At 71.1% G+C, this 22,733-nt stretch carries 20 protein-coding genes; 9 read left to right on the top strand and 11 right to left on the bottom strand.

Features of this window, described 5'->3' with window-relative positions:
* Positions 1-377: 377 nt before the first annotated feature.
* The gene (locus AB0L95_RS11960) at positions 378-1,832 is read right to left on the bottom strand and encodes an ArsA family ATPase (protein WP_365160777.1); all 1,455 of its coding nucleotides are present in this window, start codon (positions 1,830-1,832) and stop codon (positions 378-380) included.
* On the bottom strand, positions 1,829-2,806 hold the full coding sequence (locus AB0L95_RS11955; RefSeq protein ID WP_365160774.1) for an ArsA-related P-loop ATPase: 978 nt from the start codon (positions 2,804-2,806) through the stop codon (positions 1,829-1,831). The genes AB0L95_RS11960 and AB0L95_RS11955 overlap by 4 nt, the downstream gene beginning before the upstream one ends.
* Positions 2,807-2,944: 138 nt before the next feature.
* On the opposite strand from AB0L95_RS11955, the gene AB0L95_RS11950 reads away from it, so the two are divergent.
* The 4 genes from AB0L95_RS11950 to AB0L95_RS11935 all read left to right on the top strand — a co-directional run bounded on the left by AB0L95_RS11950 (position 2,945) and on the right by AB0L95_RS11935 (position 5,509).
* A complete protein-coding gene (locus AB0L95_RS11950) occupies positions 2,945-3,106 on the top strand; it encodes a DUF4177 domain-containing protein (RefSeq protein ID WP_003975360.1) in 162 nt (53 codons plus the stop codon).
* Positions 3,103-3,570 carry a RidA family protein gene (locus AB0L95_RS11945; RefSeq protein ID WP_311694892.1) on the top strand — a complete coding sequence of 156 codons (468 nt, stop codon included), beginning with the start codon at positions 3,103-3,105 and terminating at the stop codon, positions 3,568-3,570. Before AB0L95_RS11950 ends, AB0L95_RS11945 begins: the two co-directional genes overlap by 4 nt.
* A gap of 213 nt (positions 3,571-3,783) precedes the next feature.
* The gene (locus AB0L95_RS11940) at positions 3,784-4,653 is read left to right on the top strand and encodes an NUDIX hydrolase (RefSeq protein WP_365160771.1); all 870 of its coding nucleotides are present in this window, start codon (positions 3,784-3,786) and stop codon (positions 4,651-4,653) included.
* Between the two features lie 25 nt (positions 4,654-4,678).
* A complete protein-coding gene (locus AB0L95_RS11935) occupies positions 4,679-5,509 on the top strand; it encodes an MBL fold metallo-hydrolase (protein ID WP_365160768.1) in 831 nt (276 codons plus the stop codon).
* Between the two features lie 16 nt (positions 5,510-5,525).
* Here the strand turns inward: AB0L95_RS11935 and AB0L95_RS11930 are convergent, their stop codons facing one another.
* Positions 5,526-6,353: a nucleotidyltransferase gene (locus tag AB0L95_RS11930; RefSeq protein ID WP_365160765.1), complete on the bottom strand. Its 828-nt coding sequence runs from the start codon at positions 6,351-6,353 to the stop codon at positions 5,526-5,528.
* Positions 6,354-6,487: 134 nt separating this feature from the next.
* Entirely contained in the window at positions 6,488-7,162 is a 675-nt protein-coding gene (locus AB0L95_RS11925) for a Crp/Fnr family transcriptional regulator (RefSeq protein WP_311694886.1), read from the bottom strand.
* A 350-nt stretch (positions 7,163-7,512) separates the two neighbouring features.
* On the opposite strand from AB0L95_RS11925, the gene nth reads away from it, so the two are divergent.
* The 3 genes from nth to AB0L95_RS11910 all read left to right on the top strand — a co-directional run bounded on the left by nth (position 7,513) and on the right by AB0L95_RS11910 (position 10,781).
* Positions 7,513-8,610, top strand: coding sequence for an endonuclease III (gene nth, locus AB0L95_RS11920; RefSeq protein WP_365160762.1), 1,098 nt, complete (start codon positions 7,513-7,515; stop codon positions 8,608-8,610).
* 163 nt (positions 8,611-8,773) lie between these two features.
* Positions 8,774-9,460 carry a CoA pyrophosphatase gene (locus tag AB0L95_RS11915; RefSeq protein WP_365160759.1) on the top strand — a complete coding sequence of 229 codons (687 nt, stop codon included), beginning with the start codon at positions 8,774-8,776 and terminating at the stop codon, positions 9,458-9,460.
* Positions 9,461-9,581: 121 nt separating this feature from the next.
* A complete protein-coding gene (locus AB0L95_RS11910; RefSeq protein ID WP_365160756.1) occupies positions 9,582-10,781 on the top strand; it encodes a MarP family serine protease in 1,200 nt (399 codons plus the stop codon).
* A gap of 36 nt (positions 10,782-10,817) precedes the next feature.
* Here AB0L95_RS11910 and AB0L95_RS11905 read toward each other — a convergent pair whose 3' ends face one another.
* The 6 genes from AB0L95_RS11905 to AB0L95_RS11880 all read right to left on the bottom strand — a co-directional run bounded on the left by AB0L95_RS11905 (position 10,818) and on the right by AB0L95_RS11880 (position 19,087).
* Positions 10,818-10,997 carry a hypothetical protein gene (locus AB0L95_RS11905; RefSeq protein WP_311694881.1) on the bottom strand — a complete coding sequence of 60 codons (180 nt, stop codon included), beginning with the start codon at positions 10,995-10,997 and terminating at the stop codon, positions 10,818-10,820.
* 164 nt (positions 10,998-11,161) lie between these two features.
* A complete protein-coding gene (locus AB0L95_RS11900) occupies positions 11,162-12,112 on the bottom strand; it encodes an alpha/beta hydrolase (protein WP_365160753.1) in 951 nt (316 codons plus the stop codon).
* Positions 12,109-12,588 (bottom strand): phage holin family protein, encoded by a 480-nt coding sequence (locus AB0L95_RS11895; RefSeq protein WP_365160750.1) that lies wholly within the window; start codon positions 12,586-12,588, stop codon positions 12,109-12,111. The genes AB0L95_RS11900 and AB0L95_RS11895 overlap by 4 nt, the downstream gene beginning before the upstream one ends.
* Positions 12,589-12,717: 129 nt before the next feature.
* Complete coding sequence (gene nhaA, locus AB0L95_RS11890) at positions 12,718-14,163, bottom strand: Na+/H+ antiporter NhaA (RefSeq protein ID WP_365160748.1); 1,446 nt, start codon at positions 14,161-14,163, stop codon at positions 12,718-12,720.
* Between the two features lie 367 nt (positions 14,164-14,530).
* Positions 14,531-16,486 carry an acetate--CoA ligase gene (gene acs / locus AB0L95_RS11885; protein WP_365160745.1) on the bottom strand — a complete coding sequence of 652 codons (1,956 nt, stop codon included), beginning with the start codon at positions 16,484-16,486 and terminating at the stop codon, positions 14,531-14,533.
* A 219-nt stretch (positions 16,487-16,705) separates the two neighbouring features.
* Positions 16,706-19,087, bottom strand: coding sequence for a SulP family inorganic anion transporter (locus tag AB0L95_RS11880; protein ID WP_365160743.1), 2,382 nt, complete (start codon positions 19,085-19,087; stop codon positions 16,706-16,708).
* A gap of 337 nt (positions 19,088-19,424) precedes the next feature.
* Between AB0L95_RS11880 and AB0L95_RS11875 the strand changes: the two genes are divergently transcribed.
* Positions 19,425-20,705, top strand: coding sequence for a hypothetical protein (locus tag AB0L95_RS11875; RefSeq protein WP_365160740.1), 1,281 nt, complete (start codon positions 19,425-19,427; stop codon positions 20,703-20,705).
* Positions 20,706-20,782: 77 nt separating this feature from the next.
* Here the strand turns inward: AB0L95_RS11875 and AB0L95_RS11870 are convergent, their stop codons facing one another.
* Positions 20,783-21,763, bottom strand: a complete 981-nt coding sequence (locus AB0L95_RS11870; protein WP_365160737.1) for an ATP-binding protein — start codon at positions 21,761-21,763, stop codon at positions 20,783-20,785.
* A 100-nt stretch (positions 21,764-21,863) separates the two neighbouring features.
* Here AB0L95_RS11870 and AB0L95_RS11865 point away from each other — a divergent pair, with 100 nt between their 5' ends.
* Complete coding sequence (locus AB0L95_RS11865) at positions 21,864-22,688, top strand: oxidoreductase (protein ID WP_365160734.1); 825 nt, start codon at positions 21,864-21,866, stop codon at positions 22,686-22,688.
* Positions 22,689-22,733: the final 45 nt, after the last annotated feature.

Below are 22,733 nucleotides of genomic sequence, written 5' to 3'. Positions count from 1 at the left end.
CGTCGGGCTGGTTCCTTCGGGTTCGGCCGCGGTCCTTGGGGTGGGCGGTCGGTCTTGACCGGTCGTTCTTTGGCCGGTCGTTCCTAGGGCGCTCGGTCCTGACCGGTCGGTCCTTGGGTGGGCGGTTTCGGGTCGGGCGGGGTCCTTCGGGGGCTCGCCGGACGAATCTGACGGCGCGGTGTGTCTGTCGGCCCTCGGATGAGGGTGGCCGACGGAGTCTGCGGCATGCCCTCAGCAGCTATGACGTGCCCTTGAGCGGCTATGACGTCGTCCGTCCCACAGGGGGCCGTCAGGGCTTCACGTGTGTGCCGTGTCACGGACGGGAGGGCGCGCGCCGTAGCAGGCGGCCCGGGAGCAGGGCAGGCACCCGGGAGCCCCTACGCGCGCGCCTCGCGCTCCTCGGGGTACTCCGGCCGGTTGGCCGCGAGGCGTTCCCCGATGTCCCGCAGCCCCACGAGGTCGTGGACGTCGCCGGGCAGCGCGGCCACCTCCGCCACGGCCACCTCGGGGTGACGGGCGGTGAAACGGTCACGCGTGCGCTGTTCGCGGGAGAGCAGCTGCATACGTTCGGCGTGCAGCCGGAGCAGACCCGCGGTCAGTTGCTCGATGCTCCGGTCCTCGTCCGTGGAGGCGGGGGAGCCTGAGTCGGGAACCGGTGCTTCGGATGAGGGGGATTCTGAACTGCCGTACGTGTCGGGAGAGTTACGAAGTCCAGCTTTCCCGCCCTGCTGATCCACAATGCGGGGGTCTTCAAGATTTTCGGCGGCGGCGAGCGCCCGCTCGGCCGACAGCTGGGCGGCGCCGCTGCCGTGCACCCGGTTGAGGACCAGGCCGGCCAGCGGCATGTCCTCGGCGGCCAGACGCTCCACGAAGTACGCGGCCTCGCGCAGTGCGTCCCGTTCCGGAGCCGCCACCACCAGGAACGCCGTGCCCGGCGCCTGCAGCAGCTTGTAGGTGGCGTCCGCGCGGGTGCGGAACCCGCCGAACATGGTGTCCATGGCGGCCACGAACGTCTGGACGTCCTTGAGCAGCTGTCCCCCGAGCAGCTTCCCCAGCACACCGGTCATCATCGACATCCCGACGTTCAGGAACTTCATCCCCGCGCGGCCGCCCACCTTCGCCGGGGCCATCAGGACCCGGATCAGCTTGCCGTCCAGGAAGGACCCGAGCCGTTTGGGGGCGTCCAGGAAGTCCAGGGCCGAGCGCGAGGGCGGTGTGTCGACGACGATGAGGTCCCACTCGTCCCGTGCGCGCAGCTGCCCCAGCTTCTCCATCGCCATGTACTCCTGCGTGCCCGCGAAGCCCGCTGAGAGCGACTGGTAGAAGGGGTTGCCCAGAATGGCGGCCGCCCGGTCGCGGTCCGCGTGCGCCTCGACGATCTCGTCGAAGGTGCGCTTCATGTCGAGCATCATGGCGTGCAGTTCGCCGCCCGCGGTGTCCTCGACGCCCTTCACCCGCCGCGGGCTGTTGTCCAACGCGTCGATGCCCATCGACTGGGCCAGCCGGCGGGCCGGGTCGATGGTCAGCACGACCACCTTGCGTCCGCGCTCGGCCGCGCGCAGCCCCAGGGCCGCCGCCGTGGTCGTCTTGCCGACGCCGCCGGATCCGCAGCACACGACGATGCGGGTACCGAGGTCGTCGAGGAGCGGGTCGATCTCCAGGACGGGCACGCGCTGCAACGCGCGTGGGGAGGCCGGGTCATGGAGCGCCGGGTCCGCGGAGGACGAACGGGCGGCAGAAGACGAGTGGGCGGCGGAGGCCCTCTCGGCGGTGGGTCCCGTGGGGGCCTCGGAGGCCTTCTCGGCGTGCGTGGGGGCCGGGTCCTGACTCATGAGATCCCTTGCTGACGCAGTTCCGTGGCCAGTTCGTACAGGCCCGCCAGGTCCATGCCCTCGGCGAGCAGCGGCAGTTCGTGCAGCGGCAGGCCGAGGTCCGTGAGCACGGCACGCTGCTCGCGCTCCAGGGCGAACCGCTCCGCGTACTCGTCGGCCTGCTGGAGCAGCGGGTCCACCAGCCGCTCCGCGAGCCCGCCGCGGCGCGCACCGCCGAGGCCGGCACCCGACAGGGCCTTGGCGAGGGCCGTCCGCGGCACGGTGTGCGCGAGGTCCAGCTCCGACCCGTCCAGGACGGCGGGCCGCACCATGTTCACGATGACCCGGCCCACCGGCAGGTTCGCGCCGCGCAGCTCGGCGATTCCGTCCGCGGTCTCCTGGACGGGCATCTCCTCCAGGAGCGTCACCATGTGCACGGACGTCTCCGGAGACTTCAGCACTCGCATCACGGCCTGGGCCTGATTGTGTATCGGGCCGATCTTGGCGAGGCCCGCCACCTCGTCGTTCACGTTCAGGAAGCGGGTGATGCGTCCGGTGGGCGGTGCGTCCATCACCACGTAGTCGTACGCGAACCGGCCGCTTCGGTCCTTTCTGCGGACGGCCTCGCACGCCTTGCCCGTGAGGAGCACGTCCCTCAGGCCGGGCGCGATGGTGGTGGCGAAGTCGATGGCGCCGAGCTTCTTCAGGGCCCGTCCCGCGCTGCCCAGCTTGTAGAACATCTGGAGGTAGTCCAGAAGGGCCAGTTCGGGGTCGATGGCCAGCGCGTAGACCTCGCCGCCGCCCGGCGCCACGGCGATCTTGCGCTCCTCGTACGGAAGCGCCTCCGTCTCGAAGAGTTGCGCGATGCCTTGTCTGCCCTCGACCTCGACGAGAAGAGTGCGCTTGCCCTCGGTCGCGAGGGCGAGCGCGAGTGCCGCGGCGACCGTGGTCTTTCCGGTCCCGCCCTTGCCGCTGACGACCTGGAGCCTGCTCACGTCTTCGAGCCTAACCAGTCCGCGCGCAAGCTACGCGGGAGGCTGTGGACAACGCTGGTCACAGTCGGCCGCACGCGGGGCCGTGGCGGGGCCCGGTCGGCCGCGTGGCCCGGTCGCGGCAGCGGCTACAGTCGGCCCATGACCAAGTGGGAATACGCAACCGTGCCGCTGCTCGTCCATGCCACGAAGCAGATTCTGGACACCTGGGGCGAGGACGGCTGGGAGCTCGTCCAGGTCGTGCCCGGGCCGAACAACCCCGAGCAGCTGGTGGCCTACCTGAAGCGGGAGAAGCAGGCATGAGCGCGGTCGAGTCCCGGATCGCGGAGCTCGGGCTGACCCTCCCGGACGTCGTGCCGCCGCTGGCCGCCTACCAGCCCGCCGTGCAGTCCGGGGTGTACGTGTACACCTCCGGCCAGCTTCCGATGGTGGACGGCAAGCTTCCCGTGACCGGCAAGGTCGGCGCCGAGGTCACCGCCGAGGAGGCCAAGGACCTGGCCCGTACGTGCGCGCTGAACGCGCTCGCCGCCGTCAAGTCCGTCGCGGGTGACCTGGACCGGATCGCGCGCGTGGTGAAGGTCGTCGGCTTCGTGGCGTCGGCCGCGGACTTCACGGGCCAGCCGGGCGTCGTCAACGGCGCCAGCGAACTGCTGGGCGAGGTCCTCGGCGACAAGGGCGTGCACGCCCGCAGCGCCGTCGGTGTGGCGGTCCTCCCGCTGGACGCACCGGTCGAGGTGGAGATCCAGGTGGAGCTGACGCAGGCGTGATCGCCCGCTGACGTCACGCCCGGCGAGGACGCCGACCGGCCGTGACCCCCCGGGGTGCTGCTGTGCTTCCTCGGGGTGCCGGCCGTGACTCCTCGGGGTGTTGCCGTGACTCCCGGGGGTGCTTCCGTGGCTCCTCGGGGTGCGGCTGGTGGCCGCCGGGAGTGGCGATCACTGCCCCTCGAACATCCGCGCACTTAGGGATAGCCTCCGCCCATGGCGAATGGGCAGTGGTTTCCACCGGAGTGGCCGTCACGGATCCGCGCGCTCGCGGAGGGAACGCTCACCCCGGTCACCCCGAAGCGCGCGGCCACCGTCATGCTCCTGAGGGACACCGACGGCACCCCCGCCGTGCACATGCTGCGCAGGCGCGCCTCCATGGCCTTCGCCGGAGGCGCGTACGCCTACCCGGGCGGCGGTGTCGACCCGCGCGACCACGACCGCCTGATCGGCTGGGCGGGCCCCACGCGCGCGTGGTGGGCGGACCGCCTCGGCGTCGGCGAGACGGACGCCCAGGCCATCGTCTGCGCAGCCGTACGGGAGACGTACGAGGAGGCCGGCGTCCTGCTCGCCGGCCCCACCCCGGAGACGGTCGTCGGGGACACCACGGGCGCGGACTGGGAGGCGGACCGGGCGTCCCTGGTCGCCCGGGACCTGTCGTTCGCCGAGTTCCTCGACCGCCGGGGACTGGTGCTGCGCTCCGACCTGCTCGGCGCGTGGACCCGCTGGATCACCCCCGAGTTCGAGCCCCGCCGCTACGACACCTGGTTCTTCGTGGCCGCCCTCCCCGAGGGCCAGCGCACGCGCAACGCCTCCACGGAGGCCGACCGCACCGTGTGGATCCGCCCCACCGACGCGGCCGCCTCGTACGACAAGGGCGAGCTGCTGATGATGCCGCCCACCATCGCGACCCTGCGCCAGCTGACGCGGTACGCCACCGCCGCCGACGCGCTGGAGGCCGCGCCAGGCCGTGATCTGGCCCCGGTGCTGGCCAGGGCCCACCTGGAGAACGGCCAGGTCGTGCTGGTCTGGCCCGGCCACGACGAGTTCACCAAGCACATCCCGACGGGTGGAGCACCCGCATGACGCACGCCACGGAAGGTTCCCCCGCATGACGGACGCCGCAGCACTTCCCGGCCAGCCGCGGGGCGGGGTCCTCTCCGGTCCCGCGACCGCCCGCGCCGTGAACGTCCTCGCCCCGAACGCGTCGGCGATGACCCTGGACGGCACCAACACCTGGATAGTCGCCGAGCCGGACTCCGAGCTGGCGGTGGTGATCGACCCCGGCCCGCTCGACGACGGCCATCTGCGCCAGGTCATCGAAACGGCGGAGAAGTCGGGCAGACGGGTCGCTCTCACCCTGCTCACGCACGGTCATCCCGACCATGCGGAGGGCGCCGCACGGTTCGCCGAGCTGACGCGCACCAAGGTGCGTGCCCTGGACCCGGCGCTCCGGCTCGGCGACGAGGGGCTCGGGCACGGGGACGTGGTCAGCGTGGGCGGCCTGGAGCTGCGCGTCGTGCCGACGCCGGGCCACACCGCCGACTCCCTGTGCTTCCATCTCCCGGCCGACCGGGCCGTCCTGACGGGTGACACCATCCTGGGCCGCGGTACGACGGTCGTGGCGCACCCGGACGGTCGTCTGGGGGACTATCTGGACTCTCTGCGCCGTCTGCGGTCGCTCACGGTCGACGACGGCGTCCACACCGTGCTCCCCGGCCACGGGCCCGTCCTGGAGGACGCCCAGGGCGCCGTCGAGTACTACCTCGCCCATCGGGCCCACCGACTCGCCCAGGTCGAGACGGCGGTCGAGGACGGCCATCGCACGGCGACCGAGGTCGTGGCCCATGTGTACGCGGACGTGGACCGCTCCCTGTGGCCGGCAGCCGAGCTGTCGGTACGGGCACAGATGGAGTACCTCAGGGAACACGGCCTGATCTGAGTTCCCGGGGGAGCGGCTAGGGCCGGGGCGCCTTGATGCCGTGCACGCGCGCGTACTCCTCGGCTAGCCAGGGTCCGAGGTCGTCGACGTAGGACCGCAGGACGGCCGGATCGCCGTTCGGCTCGTAGCCGCGTACGGCCGCGGCGCGCATCTGCGCGGCCCGCTCCGGGTAGTACGCGGCGAACGCCTCGGCCATCTCCCCGAGGTCGCTGGTCCAGCCGTTCCAGCGGGGCATGACGAGGGTGAAGCCGGTGCGCACCAGATGGCGGGAGACGCCCCGTACGAGGCTCCGGCGGGCGTCCTCGGTGGTGGCCTTCGCGACCCGTGCGCGCCACCGCGGCAGGATCAGCGCCAGGTCGCCGTTCGTCTCGCGGGCGAGGCGGGAGTCGGGCCGGTAGCGGGGCAGTCGGGGGGTGAGGTCCTGGCCCAGCAGCGGCGTGCACAGACAGGCGACGAACCACCCCAGGTCGTACGTCTCCAGGTCGCTCAGCAGCCGGGCACGGCTGAACAGCAGCGTGCCGACCCCGTCGATCTGCGGGAACTCTTCGTCGAGCCGCTCCCCGAGGTCCCGGGCGCCCTCGCGATCCGCCTCGGTGGGCTCCCCGTCCAGTGCGAGCAGCAGATCGAGGTCGCTGCGTCCCACGCGCGCGGTGCCGCGCGGAATCGACCCGTAGAGGTACGCGCCCGTCATCCTCGCCCCGAAGACGACGGGAAGCCGGTGACGGGCGGAGGCCACCACGGGCCGGAAGGCGTCCGGGATCAACCCGAGGGAGCCTTCCGGCTGGAGATATCCCTCGGAGTCGAGGCCTTTGCCCTGGGCGTGGCGGTGCGGCGCGGTGACCATCCCGCAATTGTGCCGGTGCCTTGAGAGCGGCGGCGGGAATGTCAGCTCCTCCGGTCGCCGGGAGCCTCGGCAATGACGACGGGCCCCGTCTCCTCGGAGAACGGGGCCCGTCGTCATTCGGTCGGGGCCGGCCGTCAGCGGGACCGCTTGGCCAGTCGCTCCACGTCCAGCAGGATCACCGCGCGCGCCTCCAGCCGGAGCCAGCCGCGCTGGGCGAAGTCCGCCAGGGCCTTGTTCACGGTCTCACGGGAGGCGCCGACCAGCTGGGCCAGCTCCTCCTGGGTGAGGTCGTGCACCACGTGGATGCCCTCTTCGGACTGCACGCCGAACCGGCGCGAGAGGTCCAGCAGCGCGCGGGCCACCCGGCCGGGCACGTCAGAGAAGACCAGGTCGGACATCTGGTCGTTGGTCTTGCGCAGCCGGCGGGCCACCGCGCGCAGCAGCGCCGCGGCCACCTCGGGCCGCGCGTTCAGCCACGGCTGGAGGTCGCCGTGGCCGAGGCCCAGCAGCTTGACCTCGGTCAGCGCGGTGGCCGTCGCCGTGCGCGGGCCGGGGTCGAACAGCGACAGCTCGCCGATCAGCTCACCGGGGCCGAGCACCGCCAACATGTTCTCGCGGCCATCGGGGGAGGTGCGGTGAAGCTTGACCTTGCCGTCCATGACCACATACAGGCGGTCACCGGGGTCGCCCTCGTGGAACAGCGAGTCGCCGCGGGCGAGGGTCACCTCACTCATGGAGGCGCGGAGCTCCGCGGCCTGCTCGTCATCGAGCGCCGCGAAGAGCGGGGCGCGCCGCAGAACGTCGTCCACGAGTTCTCTCCTTGTCGACCTGCTCAGGGGATCTTGCTCCCCCGGTTACCAGGGGACCGTGTTCCCCATTTTGCCGGACGGTCCAAACAGTGTGATCTGTCACAAGGATGCCGCACTGATGTCCCGGGGTATGCGGCAGGGGTCCAATCGGGGCGTGATCCGTTGGCTCCGGGGCGGATGTCGGCGGCGGGCCTTAGGCTGGCCGGGTGTCCAAATCGCCGGTGAGAGCACAGGCCAAGGGGGCTGGGCGGGTGGTTGTACGTCGCGATTCCGCTGTGGGCGAACATGACCCCTCGGATGGGAAAAAAACGGCAAAGCGGCAGAAATCGGCGCCTCCGGAGCAGGCGCCGATGACGACGTCCGGGGAGACGCCCGGGAGGACGTCAGCCAGGAAGGCCGCCCCGGCGAAGACGACCGCCGGGAAGACCCCGGCCAAGAAGAAGACTGCTGCCGAGAAGGCCGCTTCCGGCAAGGTGGCCGCTTCCGGTGAGACGGCCGCCAAGAGGACGGCTCCCGCGAAGGCCGCTGCCGAGACGGCCTCCCGCGCGACGAAGGCGGCCCCCGCGAAGAAGCCGGCCAGGAAGGCGGCTCGCCCCGAGGCCGTCTCCAAGAAGGCCACCGTCGCCGTCGACCACGTGGCCCCCGCCGGCACCGTCGCCCCGAAGCCCCCCGGGAACGAGACCCGGACCGCCCTCGTCCGCCGGGCCCGCCGGATCAACCGCGAGCTCGCCGAGGTGTATCCGTACGCCCACCCGGAACTGGACTTCGAGAGCCCCTTCCAGCTGATCGTCGCGACGGTCCTGTCCGCGCAGACCACCGACCTGCGGGTGAACCAGACCACCCCGGCGCTCTTCGCCAGGTATCCCACCCCCGAGGACCTCGCGGCGGCCAACCCCGAGGAGGTCGAGGAGATCCTGCGGCCCACGGGGTTCTTCCGGGCGAAGACCAAGTCGGTGATAGGGCTCTCCAAGGCCCTGGTGGAGGAGTTCGGCGGCGAGGTTCCCGGCCGTCTGGAGGATCTCGTCAAGCTGCCCGGCGTCGGCCGCAAGACCGCCTTCGTGGTGCTGGGCAACGCCTTCGGCCGCCCCGGCATCACCGTCGACACGCACTTCCAGCGGCTCGTCCGTCGCTGGCAGTGGACCGCCGAGACGGACCCGGACAAGATCGAGGCGGCTGTCGGCTCGCTCTTCCCGAAGAGCGAGTGGACGATGCTCTCGCACCACGTGATCTTCCACGGCCGTCGTATCTGCCATGCCCGCAAGCCGGCCTGCGGCGCCTGCCCGATCGCCCCGCTCTGCCCGGCGTACGGCGAGGGCGAGACCGATCCGGAGAAGGCGAAGAAGCTCCTGAAGTACGAGAAGGGCGGCTTCCCGGGGCAGCGGCTGAAGCCGCCGCAGGCGTATCTGGACGCGGGCGGCATCCCGGCGCCGCCGCTGGGGGCCGGGTGAGGGGCGTAGACGCTCCGGTGCGCGCCCCGGGCGCGGTGTGTTGTCCTGCGGACCGGGTGACGGGACACCCACACGAGGGACGTACGGAACGATCGGTGGTCCCGCGGGCGTTGGGATCGGCAGAACGGGGGTGGCGATGACGCACGCGAGTGATACGGACCACATGAGCGACACCGACGGTGGGTGGCTGCGGCCGAGCACGGAGGGCCTGCCCGGCTGGCTCGACCCGGTCGTACGGGTCACCCGGACCGTCGAGCCGCTCCAGCTCAGCCGCTTCCTGCCGCCGGAGGACGGGGCGGGGCGCCAGTCGGCCGTGCTGATCCTCTTCGGCGAGGGCGACCGGGGGCCGGAGCTGCTGCTGATGGAGCGTGCCAGCTCGCTGCGCTCGCACGCCGGGCAGCCGTCGTTCCCCGGTGGCGCCCTCGACCCCGAGGACGGCGATCCGAAGACCGAGGGGCCGCTGCGGGCCGCTCTCCGCGAGGCCGAGGAGGAGACCGGGCTCGACCCGCGCGGCGTCCAGCTCTTCGGCGTGCTTCCCAGGCTCTACATCCCGGTGAGCGGTTTCGTCGTGACGCCCGTCCTCGGCTGGTGGCGCGAGAGAACCCCGGTGGGAGTCGTCGATCCGAACGAGACGGCGCGGGTCTTCACCGTTCCCGTGGCAGATCTCACGGACCCGGCCAACAGAGCGACCACGGTGCACCCCAGCGGCCACCGAGGTCCGGCATTCCTGGTCGAATCCGCTCTTGTCTGGGGTTTCACCGCCGGGGTCATCGACCGACTGCTGCACTTCGCGGGCTGGGAGCGCCCCTGGGACCGTGAGAAGCAGGTCCCGCTCGACTGGCGCTCATGACAAGGTGGCCTCCGTGCTGTGGTCTTTCGGGGGACGCCGTGCCCCCGCTGCCGCTGCGCGACGGGCCGGCCATCCGGCCGGATGACGGCGACCGGAAAGCGATGAGGCGAGGCTACAAGCAGTGAACGTGCTGGACATCCTGTTGCTGGTCGCCGCCGTGTGGTTCGCGATCGTGGGCTATCGCCAGGGCTTCGTCGTCGGCATCCTCTCGGTGATCGGCTTCCTGGGCGGCGGCCTGGTCGCGGTCTACCTGCTCCCGGTCGTCTGGGACAGCGCCACCGACGGCGCCAAGGTGAGCACGACCGCCGCGGTGGTCGCCGTCGTGGTGGTGATCGTCTGCGCCTCGGTCGGCCAGGCCCTGACCACCCACCTGGGCAACAAGCTGCGCCGGTACATCACCTGGTCCCCGGCCCGTGCCCTGGACGCCACGGGCGGTGCGCTCGTCAACGTGGTGGCGATGCTCCTGGTCGCCTGGCTGATCGGCTCCGCCCTCGCCGGTACGACGCTGCCGACGCTCGGCAAGGAGGTGCGCGGCTCCAAGGTGCTCCTCGGGGTCTCCCGCGCCCTGCCCGCACAGGCGGACACCTGGTTCGCGGACTTCTCCTCGGTGCTCGCGCAGAACGGCTTCCCGCAGGTCTTCAGCCCGTTCGTGAACGAACCCATCACCGAGGTCCGGCCTCCCGACCCGGCCCTCGCGAGAAGCATGGTCGCCACGCGCGCGCAACGCTCCATCGTCAAGGTCATGGGCACCGCGCAGAGCTGCGGCAAGGTCCTCGAAGGCACCGGCTTCGTCTTCGGTGACCGCCGTGTCATGACCAACGCGCACGTGGTCGGCGGCGTCGACGAGCCCACCGTCCAGATAGGCGGCGAGGGCAGGAAGTACAACGCCAAGGTCGTGCTCTACGACTGGCGGCGTGACATCGCCGTACTCGACGTCCCGAACCTGCAGGCGCCGGTGCTCCGGTTCACCTCCACGGACGCGTCCGGCGGCAGCAGCGCGATCGTGGCCGGCTTCCCGGAGAACGGGTCGTACAACGTCCAGCCCGCCCGTGTCCGGGGCCGTATCACGGCCAACGGCCCGGACATCTACCACCGGGGCACGGTCCGCCGCGATGTGTACTCGCTGTACGCGACCGTGCGCCAGGGAAACTCCGGCGGCCCGCTGCTGACGCCCGACGGCAAGGTCTACGGGGTGGTCTTCGCCAAGTCCCTCGACGACGCCGAGACGGGATACGCGCTCACCGCGGACGAGGTCCAGGAGGACATCGCCAAGGGGCGTACGGCGAATCAGCAGGTGGACAGCGACAGCTGCGCGCTGTGATGCCGGAGGGGGCGGGCCGCTTCCGGAACCGCGCGGTCAGCCGCGTGGGTGGCGCAGTCGCACCGAGACCCAGCGGGCCCGGCGGCGCAGAATGTGCGGGATCCCCACCCGGGGGTCCGTGCCCTGCAGCTGCGGAGCGCCCCTTTGGTGGGAGCCCGGCGCGGTGGCCGAGCGACGGTCGCGTGCTGCGTCACTGTAGTCGTGCGTCCAGCCCATACCCCGACGTCTGCCCCTGCCCCAAGGTCGATAACCGCCTCGCGGGCCCCCAATTGGCCTATGCGGCGGGCATGTGGCCGATCCTGGAACAGCCGTTCCCGTCCAGGTGCCGGGCGCATTCGCACGGTCACCGAACGAGTTCGAGGTTGTGTACGAGAACGTGGTCAGCGGTCGGGTTCGGGGTCCTTGAGCCAGTTGATCAGCTCGGCGGAGAATGTCACCGGGTCCTCCTCGTGCGGGAAGTGCCCCAGCCCGTCGAACAGCCGCCAGCGGTACGGCGCCTCGACATACTGACCTGATCCGGCCGCGCTCCTGGTGCGCATGACGGGGTCCAGCGAACCGTGCAGATGCAGGGTCGGGACCCGAACGGGCCGCTTCATACGGCGGTTGAACTGAATGCCGTCGGGCCGTGCCATGGAGCGCACCATCCAGCGGTACGGCTCGACGGAGCAGTGCGCCGTCGAGGGGATGCACATGGCGCGCTGGTAGGCCTCCACGGCCTCGTCGTCCGGCAGTCGCGGCCCCGACCAGTCCCGGATGAGCCGGCCGACCAGGGCGCCGTCGTCGGCGGTGAGCCGGCGCTCGGGGATCCAGGGCCGCTGGAAGCCCCAGATGTAGGAACTCGCGGCCGTCTGCCGGGCGTCGCCGAGCATCGCCGAGCGCCAGCGCCGTGGATGCGGCATCGAGGAGACGACGAGCCGCCGTACGAGCTTGGGGCGCATGGCGGCCGCCGTCCAGGCCAGATATCCGCCCAGGTCATGGCCGACGAGCGCGGCGTCGGGCTCGCCCAGGGAGCGGACGACCCCGGTGATGTCGAGCGCCAGGTTCGCGGGGTCGTAGCCGCGCGGTGTGCGGTCACTGCCGCCTACCCCGCGCAGATCCATCGCCACGGCGCGGAAGCCCGCCTCGGCGAGTGCCACCAACTGGTGCCGCCAGGTCCACCAGAACTGCGGAAAGCCGTGCAGGAGCAGGACCAGGGGCCCATCGCCCAGCTCGGCGATGTGAAAGCGCGCGCCGTTGGCCGCGACGTCACGGTGTGTCACCTCTTTGCCGCCGGGTACGTCGAGCCGTACGACCGAGGTGGATTGCGCCGAATGGGTGGCGGGGTCCGTCATGAGGATGAGCGTGCCACAGCTTCGGCCTCCGTGCCGGTCGGCTGCATCTGGCGCGGGTGCGGCTTGGCGTACTGCAGGACGCCGGCCGACTCCTTCATCGACGCGGCGACCTTCTGCGGGCCCTTGCCCTTCTTGGCCTTCTTCGCGAACACCAGGCCGATCAGGGCGAGCAGTACCGCGACCACGACGTTGGCGGCGAAGGAGAGCAGGAAGCAGACGGCCAGGTTCCAGCCGCTCCAGGTCCGGATCCCGTAGGCCAGGGCGAAGTTCAGCATGGGCAGGGAGAACAGCAGCACGGCGCCCGCGGCCGAGAACGCGCCTCCGCTCGTCGCGCCACGCTTGACGTCTCGTTTGAGCTGAGCCTTCGCCAGTGCGATCTCGTCGTGCACCAGGGCGGACAATTCGGTCGTCGCCGAGGCGAACAGCTGGCCGATGCTGCGTTCGGCGCCGACCGGGCTGCCGTCGGGTGCGCTCATCGCGGTCTCCCTGTTCTCTGCGTGGCTACTCCGCCGACACTGCGGAGTTCTGCGGATGTGTCAGATCATGCCGGACGGCCGTTCTGTCCGCTTGCCCCGCCCGTCAGTTCGCACGCGTTCGGTCCGGTCTCAACTCGGCCGGTTGCCGCGGGTTTCGGCCCGGTGGGCCGTTCCCGGCCCGTCCGGAGTGCGGCTCGCGGCGGTTCCGAGGGCGGCGAGCCTGCGGTGCTCGGCGGCCTTGCGCTCATGGATCTCGGCCATGCGCTGGTGGTAGGCCGGGTCGTCCTGCGCGTAGACGTCGGGAACGCCGTCCATGTCGTCGTCGCGCTCCTCCTCCGCGCACAGGGCACGGTACTTGGCGTTGCGGACCTTCAGGAGCGTGGTCGCGCACACGGCCGCGATCAGCGACCCGGCGAGGACGGCGGCCTTGACCTCGTCCGTGAGTGCCGGATCCCCGTCGAAGGCGAGTTCGCCGATGAGCAGGGAGACGGTGAAGCCGATACCGGCAAGGGAGGCGACGGCGAACACATCGGCCCAGGCGAGGCCGTCGCTGAGCGAGGCCCGGGTGAAGCGGGCCGTGAGCCAGGTCCCGCCGAAGATGCCGACCGTCTTGCCGATGACCAGCCCCAGCACGACGCCGAGCGTCTCCGGCCTGGTGAACACCTGGCCGAGTACTCCGCCCGAGACCGCGACACCCGCGCTCAGCAGCGCGAACAGCGGGACCGCGAGACCCGCCGACAGGGGTCGTACGAGATGTTCCATGTGCTCGCCCGGGGAGTGCTCCTCGCCCTCGTGGCGGTGGCTGCGCAGCATGAGTCCCATGGCGACGCCGGCGACGGTGGCGTGGACGCCGCTGTTGTACATCAGCCCCCAGATGACCAGCGCGAGCGGGACGTAGACGTACCAGCCGCGGACGCCCTTGCGCAGCAGTACCCAGAACACGGCGAGACCGGCGAAGGCGCCGCCGAGGGCCGGGAGGTTGAGCCGGTCCGTGAAGAAGACCGCGATGATCAGGATGGCGAGCAGGTCGTCGACGACGGCGAGCGTGAGCAGGAAGGCGCGCAGGGCGGACGGCAGCGAGGTGCCGATGACCGCGAGGACCGCGAGGGCGAACGCGATGTCGGTGGCCGTGGGGACCGCCCAGCCCGCGAACGATCCGCCGCCTGCGGCGTTGGTGAGGGCGTAGACAGCCGCGGGCGCGGCCATTCCGCAGAGCGCGGCGACGACGGGGAGCGCGGCCGCCCGTGGATCCCGTAGATCACCGGCGACCAGTTCACGCTTGAGTTCGACCCCGGCGACGAAGAAGAAGATCGCGAGGAGTCCGTCGGCGGCCCAGTGCTGGAGGGTCAGGTCGAGGCCGAGGGCGGCGGGTCCGAAGCGACAGTGGCTGACGATCTCGTAGCTGTTGTGCAGCGCGGGTATGTTCGCCCAGATCAGTGCGGCGACCGCGGCGAGGAGGAGCAGCACACCGCCGACCGTCTCGGTGCGCAGCGCGTCCGCGACGAAGGTCCGCTCGGGCAGGGAGAGCCGTCCGAGGAACTGGCGGGTGCGGGTGCGGGTGCGGGGCGCGGCCACGGTGGAGACCTCCGGTCGGGTACGGCTGACTGACCGCCGCCGCGAGAACGCGCGGGCGGCTCGCCGACCAGACTTCCCGGCACACCCTGAGCTGATTATTTTACCGGATCCTTACGGTTGTGCGTTCACCTTTCGGATCAACGGGACAGGTCGGGAGATCGGGGGCCGGGGGAGGGACGAAGGCCGGGCCTCCCGGGCGAGGCGGCCGGCTCCTTCGGCGGGTCGGCGGCGGGGTCTCCAGGCAGGTCCGGTGGCCAGGGTCTCCAGGCGGGTCCGCGGCATGGCCTCGAAGCGGCCGGCGGGGCTCCCGGGGCAAAAAGCAGGGCGCCCGGCGTGATGCCGGGCGCCCTGTCGGGACGCGAAGGTCCTAGTCCTCGCTCGGTGCCGCCGGCAGCTTCGCCTGGATCAGATGCATCACCGTCGAGTCGGTCAGCGTCGTGACGTCCCCGAGCTCACGGTTCTCCGCGACGTCGCGCAGCAGTCGCCGCATGATCTTCCCGGAGCGGGTCTTCGGCAGCTCCGCCACCGGCAGGATCCGCTTCGGCTTGGCGATCGGGCCGAGCGTCGCCCCCACGTGGTTGCGCAGCTCGCCGACGAGGTTGTCGTCCTCGGACGCCGTACCGCGCAGGATCACGAAGGCGACGATCGCCTGGCCGGTCGTCTCGTCCGCCGCGCCGACCACGGCCGCCTCGGCGACGGCGGGGTGGGACACGAGCGCGGACTCCACCTCGGTGGTGGAGATGTTGTGCCCGGACACGAGCATCACGTCGTCGACGCGCCCGAGAAGCCAGATGTCCCCGTCGTCGTCCTTCTTCGCACCGTCCCCGGCGAAGTACTTGCCCTCGAACCGCGACCAGTACGTGTCGATGAACCGCTGGTCGTCGCCCCAGATGGTGCGCAGCATCGACGGCCACGGCTCGGTGAGCACCAGATAGCCGCCGCCCCCGTTCGGCACCTCGTTCGCCTCGTCGTCGACCACGGTCGCGGCGATGCCAGGCAGGGGGCGCTGCGCCGAACCCGGCTTGGCCTCGGTCACGCCCGGCAGCGGCGAGATCATCATCGCGCCGGTCTCGGTCTGCCACCAGGTGTCCACGACCGGCGTGCGGTCGGCGCCGATGTGCTTGCGGTACCAGATCCACGCCTCGGGGTTGATCGGCTCGCCGACGGAGCCGAGGACCCGGAGGCTGCTGAGGTCGAACTTGGCGGGGATGTCGTCGCCCCACTTCATGAACGTACGGATCGCCGTGGGTGCCGTGTACAGGATCGTGACCCCGTACTTCTGCACGATCTCCCAGAAGCGGCCCTGGTGCGGTGTGTCGGGCGTGCCCTCGTACATGACCTGGGTCGCGCCGTTGGCCAGCGGCCCGTAGACGATGTACGAGTGCCCGGTGACCCAGCCGACGTCCGCGGTGCACCAGTACACGTCGGTCTCCGGCTTGAGGTCGAAGACCGCCCAGTGCGTGTACGCGGCCTGGGTCAGGTAGCCGCCGGAGGTGTGCAGGATGCCCTTGGGCTTACCCGTCGTGCCGGACGTGTACAGGATGAACAGCGGGTGCTCCGCGTCGAACGCCTCCGGCGTGTGCTCGGCGGACTGGCGCTCGACGATCTCGTGCCACCACACGTCCCGGCCCTCGGTCCACGCGACCTCCTGGCCGGTGCGGCGGACGACGAGCACATGCTCGACGTTGTCCACGCGCTCGATCGCGTCGTCGACGGCCGGCTTGAGGGCGGACGGCTTGCCGCGCCGCCAGCCGCCGTCGGAGGTGATGACGACCCGCGCGTCGGCGTCCTGGATACGGGTGGCGAGCGCGTCCGCCGAGAAGCCGCCGAAGACGACGGAGTGTGCGGCGCCGATACGGGCGCACGCCAGCATCGCGATCGCGGTCTCCGGGATCATCGGCATATAGACGGCGACCCGGTCGCCCTTCCGGACTCCCAGCTCCAGCAGCGCGTTCGCGGCCTTGGACACCTCGTCCTTGAGCTCGGCGTAGGTGAGGGCGCGGCTGTCGCCCGGCTCGCCCTCGAAGTGGATGGCGACGCGGTCGCCGTGGCCCGCCTCGACGTGCCGGTCGACGCAGTTGTACGCGACGTTGAGCTTGCCGTCCTTGAACCACTTCGCGAACGGCGGGTTCGACCAGTCGAGCGTCTCGGCCGGCTCCACCGCCCAGGTCAGCCGCCGGGCCTGCTCGGCCCAGAAGCCGAGCCTGTCAGCCTTGGCCTGTTCGTACGCCTCTGCCGTGACGTTGGCGCCCGCCGCCAGGTCGGCGGGGGGCGCGAACCTGCGGTCTTCCTTGAGCAGGTTGGCCAGGCTTTCGTTGCTCACGACATCTGCCTTTCCCGGAGTGTCCCTTGTGTTCCAGGCCACAGCTCACCAGACCGGGGGAACGATGACAAGGGTCGGTCCCGAAATTGGTTTAGACCTGTCGTGCGTGTGTGGCCTCCAGGTCTGCCCCAGCCCATGTGGTCCACGCCGTCCCGGTTCGCCCGGCGCGGGCGTGGTGGTGCGGCCCGGGGCTCCGGCCCGGACCGCACCACCCCGGTCTCATGCCGGGCTGGGCGCCTCCCTGGCCGCGCCCACCCGTGCGAAGACGTCGCCCTCCAGGGACGCGGCGAGCAGATACGCCTGGGTCTCGCCCACGTGGAAGTACATGCCCTGCAGTTCGAGCGCGCCCTCGCCGAGGGCCCGGGCCACCGAGTCGTGCGCTCTCAGGTGTTCCAGCTGCTGCACCACATTGGTCAGGCACAGCTGCTCCACCGCGTCGGCCGGCTCCCGCCCGGCGATCCGGGCCCAGGGCCGCTCCTCGTCGGACATCCGCTCCAGACTGGGCACGCCATGGCGCAGCCATCGCTCGAGCGGGGTTTGCGCAGCCCCCGGTTCCGAGGCGAGGAGCGCCTGCATCGCGCCGCAGCCGGAGTGCCCGCACACCGTGATGGAGCGCACCTTCAGGACGTCCACCGCGTACTCGATGGCGGCCGCGACCGAGTCGTCCCCGCGCTCCGCGCCGGGCAGCGGCACGAGGTTGCCGACGTTACGGACGACGAACAGGTCGCCCGGACCGCTGGAGGTGATCATCGATGTGACGAGCCGCGAGTCGGCGCAGGTCAGGAAGAGCTGCGACGGCCGCTGTCCCTCACGCGCCAGCCGGGCCAGCTCGCCCCGCACCAACGGTGCGGTGTTCCGCTGGAAGGCGCTGATGCCCCGCGCGAGTTGCTGCCCGCTCGGCCCGGACCCGTCGGCCGGCCCACCCGGACGGTCGCCGGGCGGTGCGGTCGGGGGCCGCTCGCACTGGTGGTTGCGCCATGGTGTCCAGGGCCGGCACCGGCACGCGGACGCCTCCGCGGGCTCCTGGCTTTCCCGGAGCGCGGGGGCGTCCAGGGCGGGGACCGTGACCGGGTTGCCTGCCCGGCCGGTGAGGACCACCGTGCCGCCCTGCGCCCGGTGAGTCCGTTGCCAGTCCTGCAGGGACTCGTAGGCCGCGTGGTCCATGAACGATCCGTCCAGCTCCACGACGGCATCCGTCCCGGCGGGCACCAGGTGCAGCGTCCGGCTGAGCCGGGGCACCGCGAGGAAGGTCAGCTGTCCTCGGACTCGTACGTGATGGACTCCCTTCTTGTCCTCATGGGTGATACGGGTGCGGGTGAGGCGGTGCAGGGCCACCGCGACGGCCACGGCGACGCCCAGGATCACACCCTGCAGGACGCCCAGGAGGGCGACGCCGAGTGTGGTGACGGCGTAGACCAGCACTTCTCGGTGGCGGGTGACCGTGCGGATGTGGTGCAGCGACACCATCTGGATGCCGACGGCCATCACCAGTGCGGCGAGCGAGGCGAGGGGGATCAGCTCGAGCACCGGGAGGAGCAGCAGCGCGGCCACTACTACCCAAACGCCGTGCAGCATCGTGGAGTTCCGGCTGACGGCGCCGGCGCGGACATTCGCCGAACTTCTCACGGCGACGCCCGCGAGCGGCAGTCCGCCGAGTGCTCCTGAGACGACGTTCGCCGCGCCCTGTCCGAGCAGCTCGCGGTCCAGGTCCGAGCGGCCCGGGTGCGGATTGCGCCCCGCGGCCAGCTTGTCCACGGCGACGGCGCCGAGCAGCGACTGCACACTGCACACCAGCGTGGTGGTCAGAACGGCGGCGGCGAGGCCGGGGGCGGAACCCTCGGGAAGCCCGGCCAGGGCGTGGCTGTGCCAGGACGGCAGGTCGACCCTGGGCAGCGGGAGCCCGGCCAGCCAGGCGACGGCGGTCGCCCCGGTGACGGCGACGAGCGCGGCCGGGACTCTGCGGAGGAGTTGTCCGGTCCGTCCGGGCAGCCGTGGCCAGACGAGCAGCAGGGTCAGGGTCAGCACGCTGACCGAGACGGCGGCCGGATGAACGCGGGCCAGCTGGGCGGGCAGCGCGCGCAGGTTGTCGAGGACGGCGCTGTGCGGGGTGCCCCCGAGCACGATGTGCAGCTGGGCGACGGCGATGGTGACGCCGATGCCCGCGAGCATGCCGTGCACGATCGCGGGACTGACCGCGAGCGCCGTACGCGCCACACGCAGGCAGCCGAGGCCCAGTTGGGCGAGGCCGGCGAGGACGGTGATGGCGCAGGTCGTACGCCATCCATAGCGGTGGATGAGGTCGGCGGTGACCACGGTGAGCCCGGCGGCGGGGCCGCTGACCTGGAGCGGGGAGCCGCCGAGCCGGCCGGCGACGAGTCCGCCGACGGCGGCGGCGACGAGGCCGGACTGGAGCGGGGCCCCGGTGGCGAGGGCGATGCCGAGGGACAAGGGGAGGGCGATCAGGAAGACCGCGATGGAGGCCGACAGATCGGCACCCGCGATGCGGAAGCGGCGGGGCCGGGACGGCGGGGGGCTGTGAGGCTGGTGCACGCGCTTCGTCCGAGTCGAGTCGGCGGCGCGGGTGGGGACGCAGGCGGACATGTTCCCGTCTCCTCCGGGGTGGCGCGGTCGCGGAATGGGTGGTCCCCGGCCGACGGGCCGGGGTCGGGGCGCGGCCGTGGGTCACGGCGTACAGCGGCGGGATGCTTCAACAGTCGGTAAATGGATCGTAATGCGAAGTAAAGGAAACGTATCTGATATCCGAGCAAATAGGTCAATAAGTCACCCGGCGGAGTGAAGTGGCAATTTCATCGGCTTGTCATACAAATTCCTCTGACGGCCCATGCGACCTTGGCCGGGCTGCGTGTGGAGGCGGGCTGCCGCCGCATTGCACGACTGATCGGCGTGCCCCCGACTGAAGGAAGAAGGTGGGCGGAGGATGGCCGCCACCCAGAGGATCGGCGCGGGCGTCGCAGTGGCCGCGGCCTGTGCCACCGCGTTTGCCGGTTGCTCGACCGGAACGACTGCTTCCGGACAGGGTGCGAGCAAGGCTCCCGGTGCGCCGGCGCCGGGGAGCGCGGTCCGTCTGATCGGTGACGGGTCCACCGCGTACACCGGTATGCAGCCGCATCTGCCTCGGCCCCAGCGACTGAAGCCCGGTCAGCGGCCCCCGCAGTTCGTGGTCTTCTCCTGGGACGGGGCCGGCGAGGACAGCCGCAAGCTGTTCTCGCACTTCCGCAAGGTCGCCAAGGCCAACAACGCGACGATGACGTACTTCCTGAGCGGTGTGTACATGCTCCCGGAGGAGAAACGCGACCAGTACCGGCCGCCTCAGCACTCCCCGGGCAGCTCGGACATCGGCTTCAACGATGAGAAGGGAATCCGGGACACCGTCGAGCAGCTGCGCCTCGCATGGCTGGAGGGCAACGAGATCGGCACTCACTTCAATGGCCACTTCTGCGGCAACGACGGCGGGGTCGGCCGGTGGTCGGTCGAGGAGTGGAAGGACGAGGTCGCCCAGGCGAAGTCGTTCGTGAAGTCCTGGAAGACCAATGCGGCCCTGAAGAGCGAGCCACCGCTGCCCTTCGACTACGACAAGGAGCTCATCGGCGGCCGCACGCCCTGCCTGGAGGGGCGGACGAACTTTGTGAAGGCGGCGCGGGACCTGGGCTTCCGCTACGACACCTCCGGCATCGACAAGCAGGTCTGGCCCAGCAAGAAGGAAGGCCTGTGGGACCTTTCGATGCAGCTCGTGCCCTTCCCCGGGCACTCCTATGAGCAGTTGACGATGGACTACAACTTCATGACCGACCAGTCGGGCACCCGGACCCAGGGCGATCCCGACAAGTTCGGGGAGTGGGGCGACCAGTTGCGCGACGGCCTGCTTCAGGGCTTCCGGCGCGCGTACGACGGAAACCGGGCCCCCATGGTCGTCGGCAACCACTTCGAGATCTGGAACGGCGGCACCTACATGCGTGCCGTCGAGGAGGTCGTCGAGCGCGTTTGCGCCCTGCCCGAGGTGCGTTGTGTCTCCTTCCATCAGCTCGCCGACTGGCTGGACGCACAGGACCCGCAGGTCCTGCGGAAGCTGAGCACGCTGAAGGTGGGTCAGGCCCCCGATGAGGGCTGGGAGTCCTTCCTGGCGGCCCACCCCGCCCCGGAACCCAAGGGGGTCCCGGGAGCGCCGCCGATCAAACCGTCGGCAGGGGGCGGCCACTGACCTGCGGAGCCGGTCGCCCCTGCCGGGGTGACGGACGCGTCCGGGCCGCCGGAGTCGGCGAGGCCGGGCGCCGTTGTTCACACGGCGGCGACCAGGCCCTCCCTGAGGACGAACGCGGGGTCGATCTGGGCCGCCAGGTCGGCCCCCGTGCGTTCGTTGCCCCAACTGGTCGCGTTCCGCAGGTGGAAGTGCACCATCTGGCGGGTGTACCGCTCCCAGTCCCGCAGCTCGTACGTGGCGTCGGCGGCGACCTGGAGAACGCGCAGGGAGCGCCGGTTCGCATCCTCCAGGAACTCGAACCGGGGCGGGCGGCCCTTCTCCATGGAGCGCACCCAGTCCGAGTGCCCGACCGTCACGAGCAGGTCGTCACCGACCTCGGCGCGGAGGAAGTCGATGTCGTCCTGGCCCTGCACCTTGTTGCCGACGACCTTCAGGACGACCCCGAAGTCGCGGGCGTACTCCTTGTACTGGCGATAGACGGAGACCCCCTTCCGGGTCGGCTCGGCGACTAGGAACGTGATGTCGAAGCGGGTGAACATGCCGGAGGCGAAGGAGTCCGAGCCTGCCGTCATGTCGACCACCACGTACTCGTCGCGGCCGTCCAGCAGATGGTTCAGACACAGCTCCACCGCTCCTGTCTTGGAGTGGTAGCAGGCGACCCCCAGGTCGGCGTCCGTGAAGGGGCCGGTGACCATCAAACGGACGGCGTCGCCGTCGAGTTCCACCGTGCGCGCGCAGGCGTCGTACACCGGGTTGTTCTCCCGCACCCGCAGCAGCCGTGACCCTTCGCCGGGAGGAGTGGTCTTGATCATCGTCTCGGCGGAGGCGATCCGCCGGTTGCTGCCCCGGAGGTAGTCCTTGATCAGCCGAAGCCGTTCCCCCATGGCCGGCAGGGCCGAGGCCTTGTCCTCGTCCAGGCCCAGGGCGGCCGCAAGGTGCTGGTTGATGTCCGCGTCGATCGCGACGACGGGTGCTCCGGCGGCGGCGAGGTGGCGAATGAACAGGGACGACAGGGTCGTCTTGCCGCTGCCGCCCTTCCCGACGAAAGCAATTTTCATGTTCACCAAGGGTAGTGGTGTGGTTGCTGTGCGTCGCAACCATCGTGAAGAAGACCACTCCATCGAAGGAGGGAGTGCGCGGGTGCGTAGTGTCGTACTCATGAGTACGACAGGTGCGACCGCCGATCCGCTCGCCGTCCTGGCGGCGCTGCCCGGCGTGGTCGAGTCCGTGGAGTCCGTGCGCAAGGCTGTGGACCGGGTCTACGGTCACCGGGTCATGCGACGGCGCAGCAACGAGATCACCTCCGAGGCGGCGTTGCGAGGTGCGCGCGGCTCGGCGGCGCTCTCCGGGGCCGACTGGGCTCTGGAGGAAGTGCGCCGGCGCACCGATTTCAGCGGTGACGACGAGGCTCGGACGGTCGGTGCGGCCCTCAGGCTGACCGCCGAGGCGGGACAGCTGCTGTCGATCTGGCGGCAGTCGCCCCTGCGTGTGCTGGCCCGGCTGCACCTGGTGGCGGCCGCGGAGTCCGACCCCCGAGTGGGGCGTCCCCGCCGGCAGGGGGAGTCGGTCGACGAGCCGCTGGTGGAGCTGCCGCTGCCGGGTGCCGAGGAGGTCTCCGGCCGTCTGGAGGGGCTCTCCCGGCTGATCATCGCGGGCAGTGCGGCTCCCGCGCTGGTGACGGCGGCCGTGGTGCACGGCGAACTGCTCGCCCTGCGCCCCTTCGGCTCCCGCAACGGCCTGGTCGCGCGCGCGGCCCAGCGCATCGTCCTCGTGGGTAGCGGTCTCGACCCCAAGGCGATCTGCTCGGCGGAGGTCGGCCATGCGGAACTGGGCCGCGCGGCCTACGTCGCCGCGCTGGACGGCTATGCGTCAGGGACCCCGGAGGGCATGGCGGCATGGATCGCCCACTGCGGAAAGGCCGTCGAGCTGGGGGTCCGCGAGTCGACCGCGGTCTGCGAGGCGCTGCAGCGCGGGGCGGCGTAGCTCTGGGCGGGCGAACCCCGGACAAGGGAACAGGCCCTGGCCGAG

Source organism: Streptomyces sp. NPDC052036 (assembly GCF_040680495.1).
Taxonomy (GTDB): Bacteria; Actinomycetota; Actinomycetes; order Streptomycetales; family Streptomycetaceae; genus Streptomyces.
Note: the sequence above shows the minus strand (reverse complement) of the source record. Positions and strands in the feature narration are given on the sequence as shown.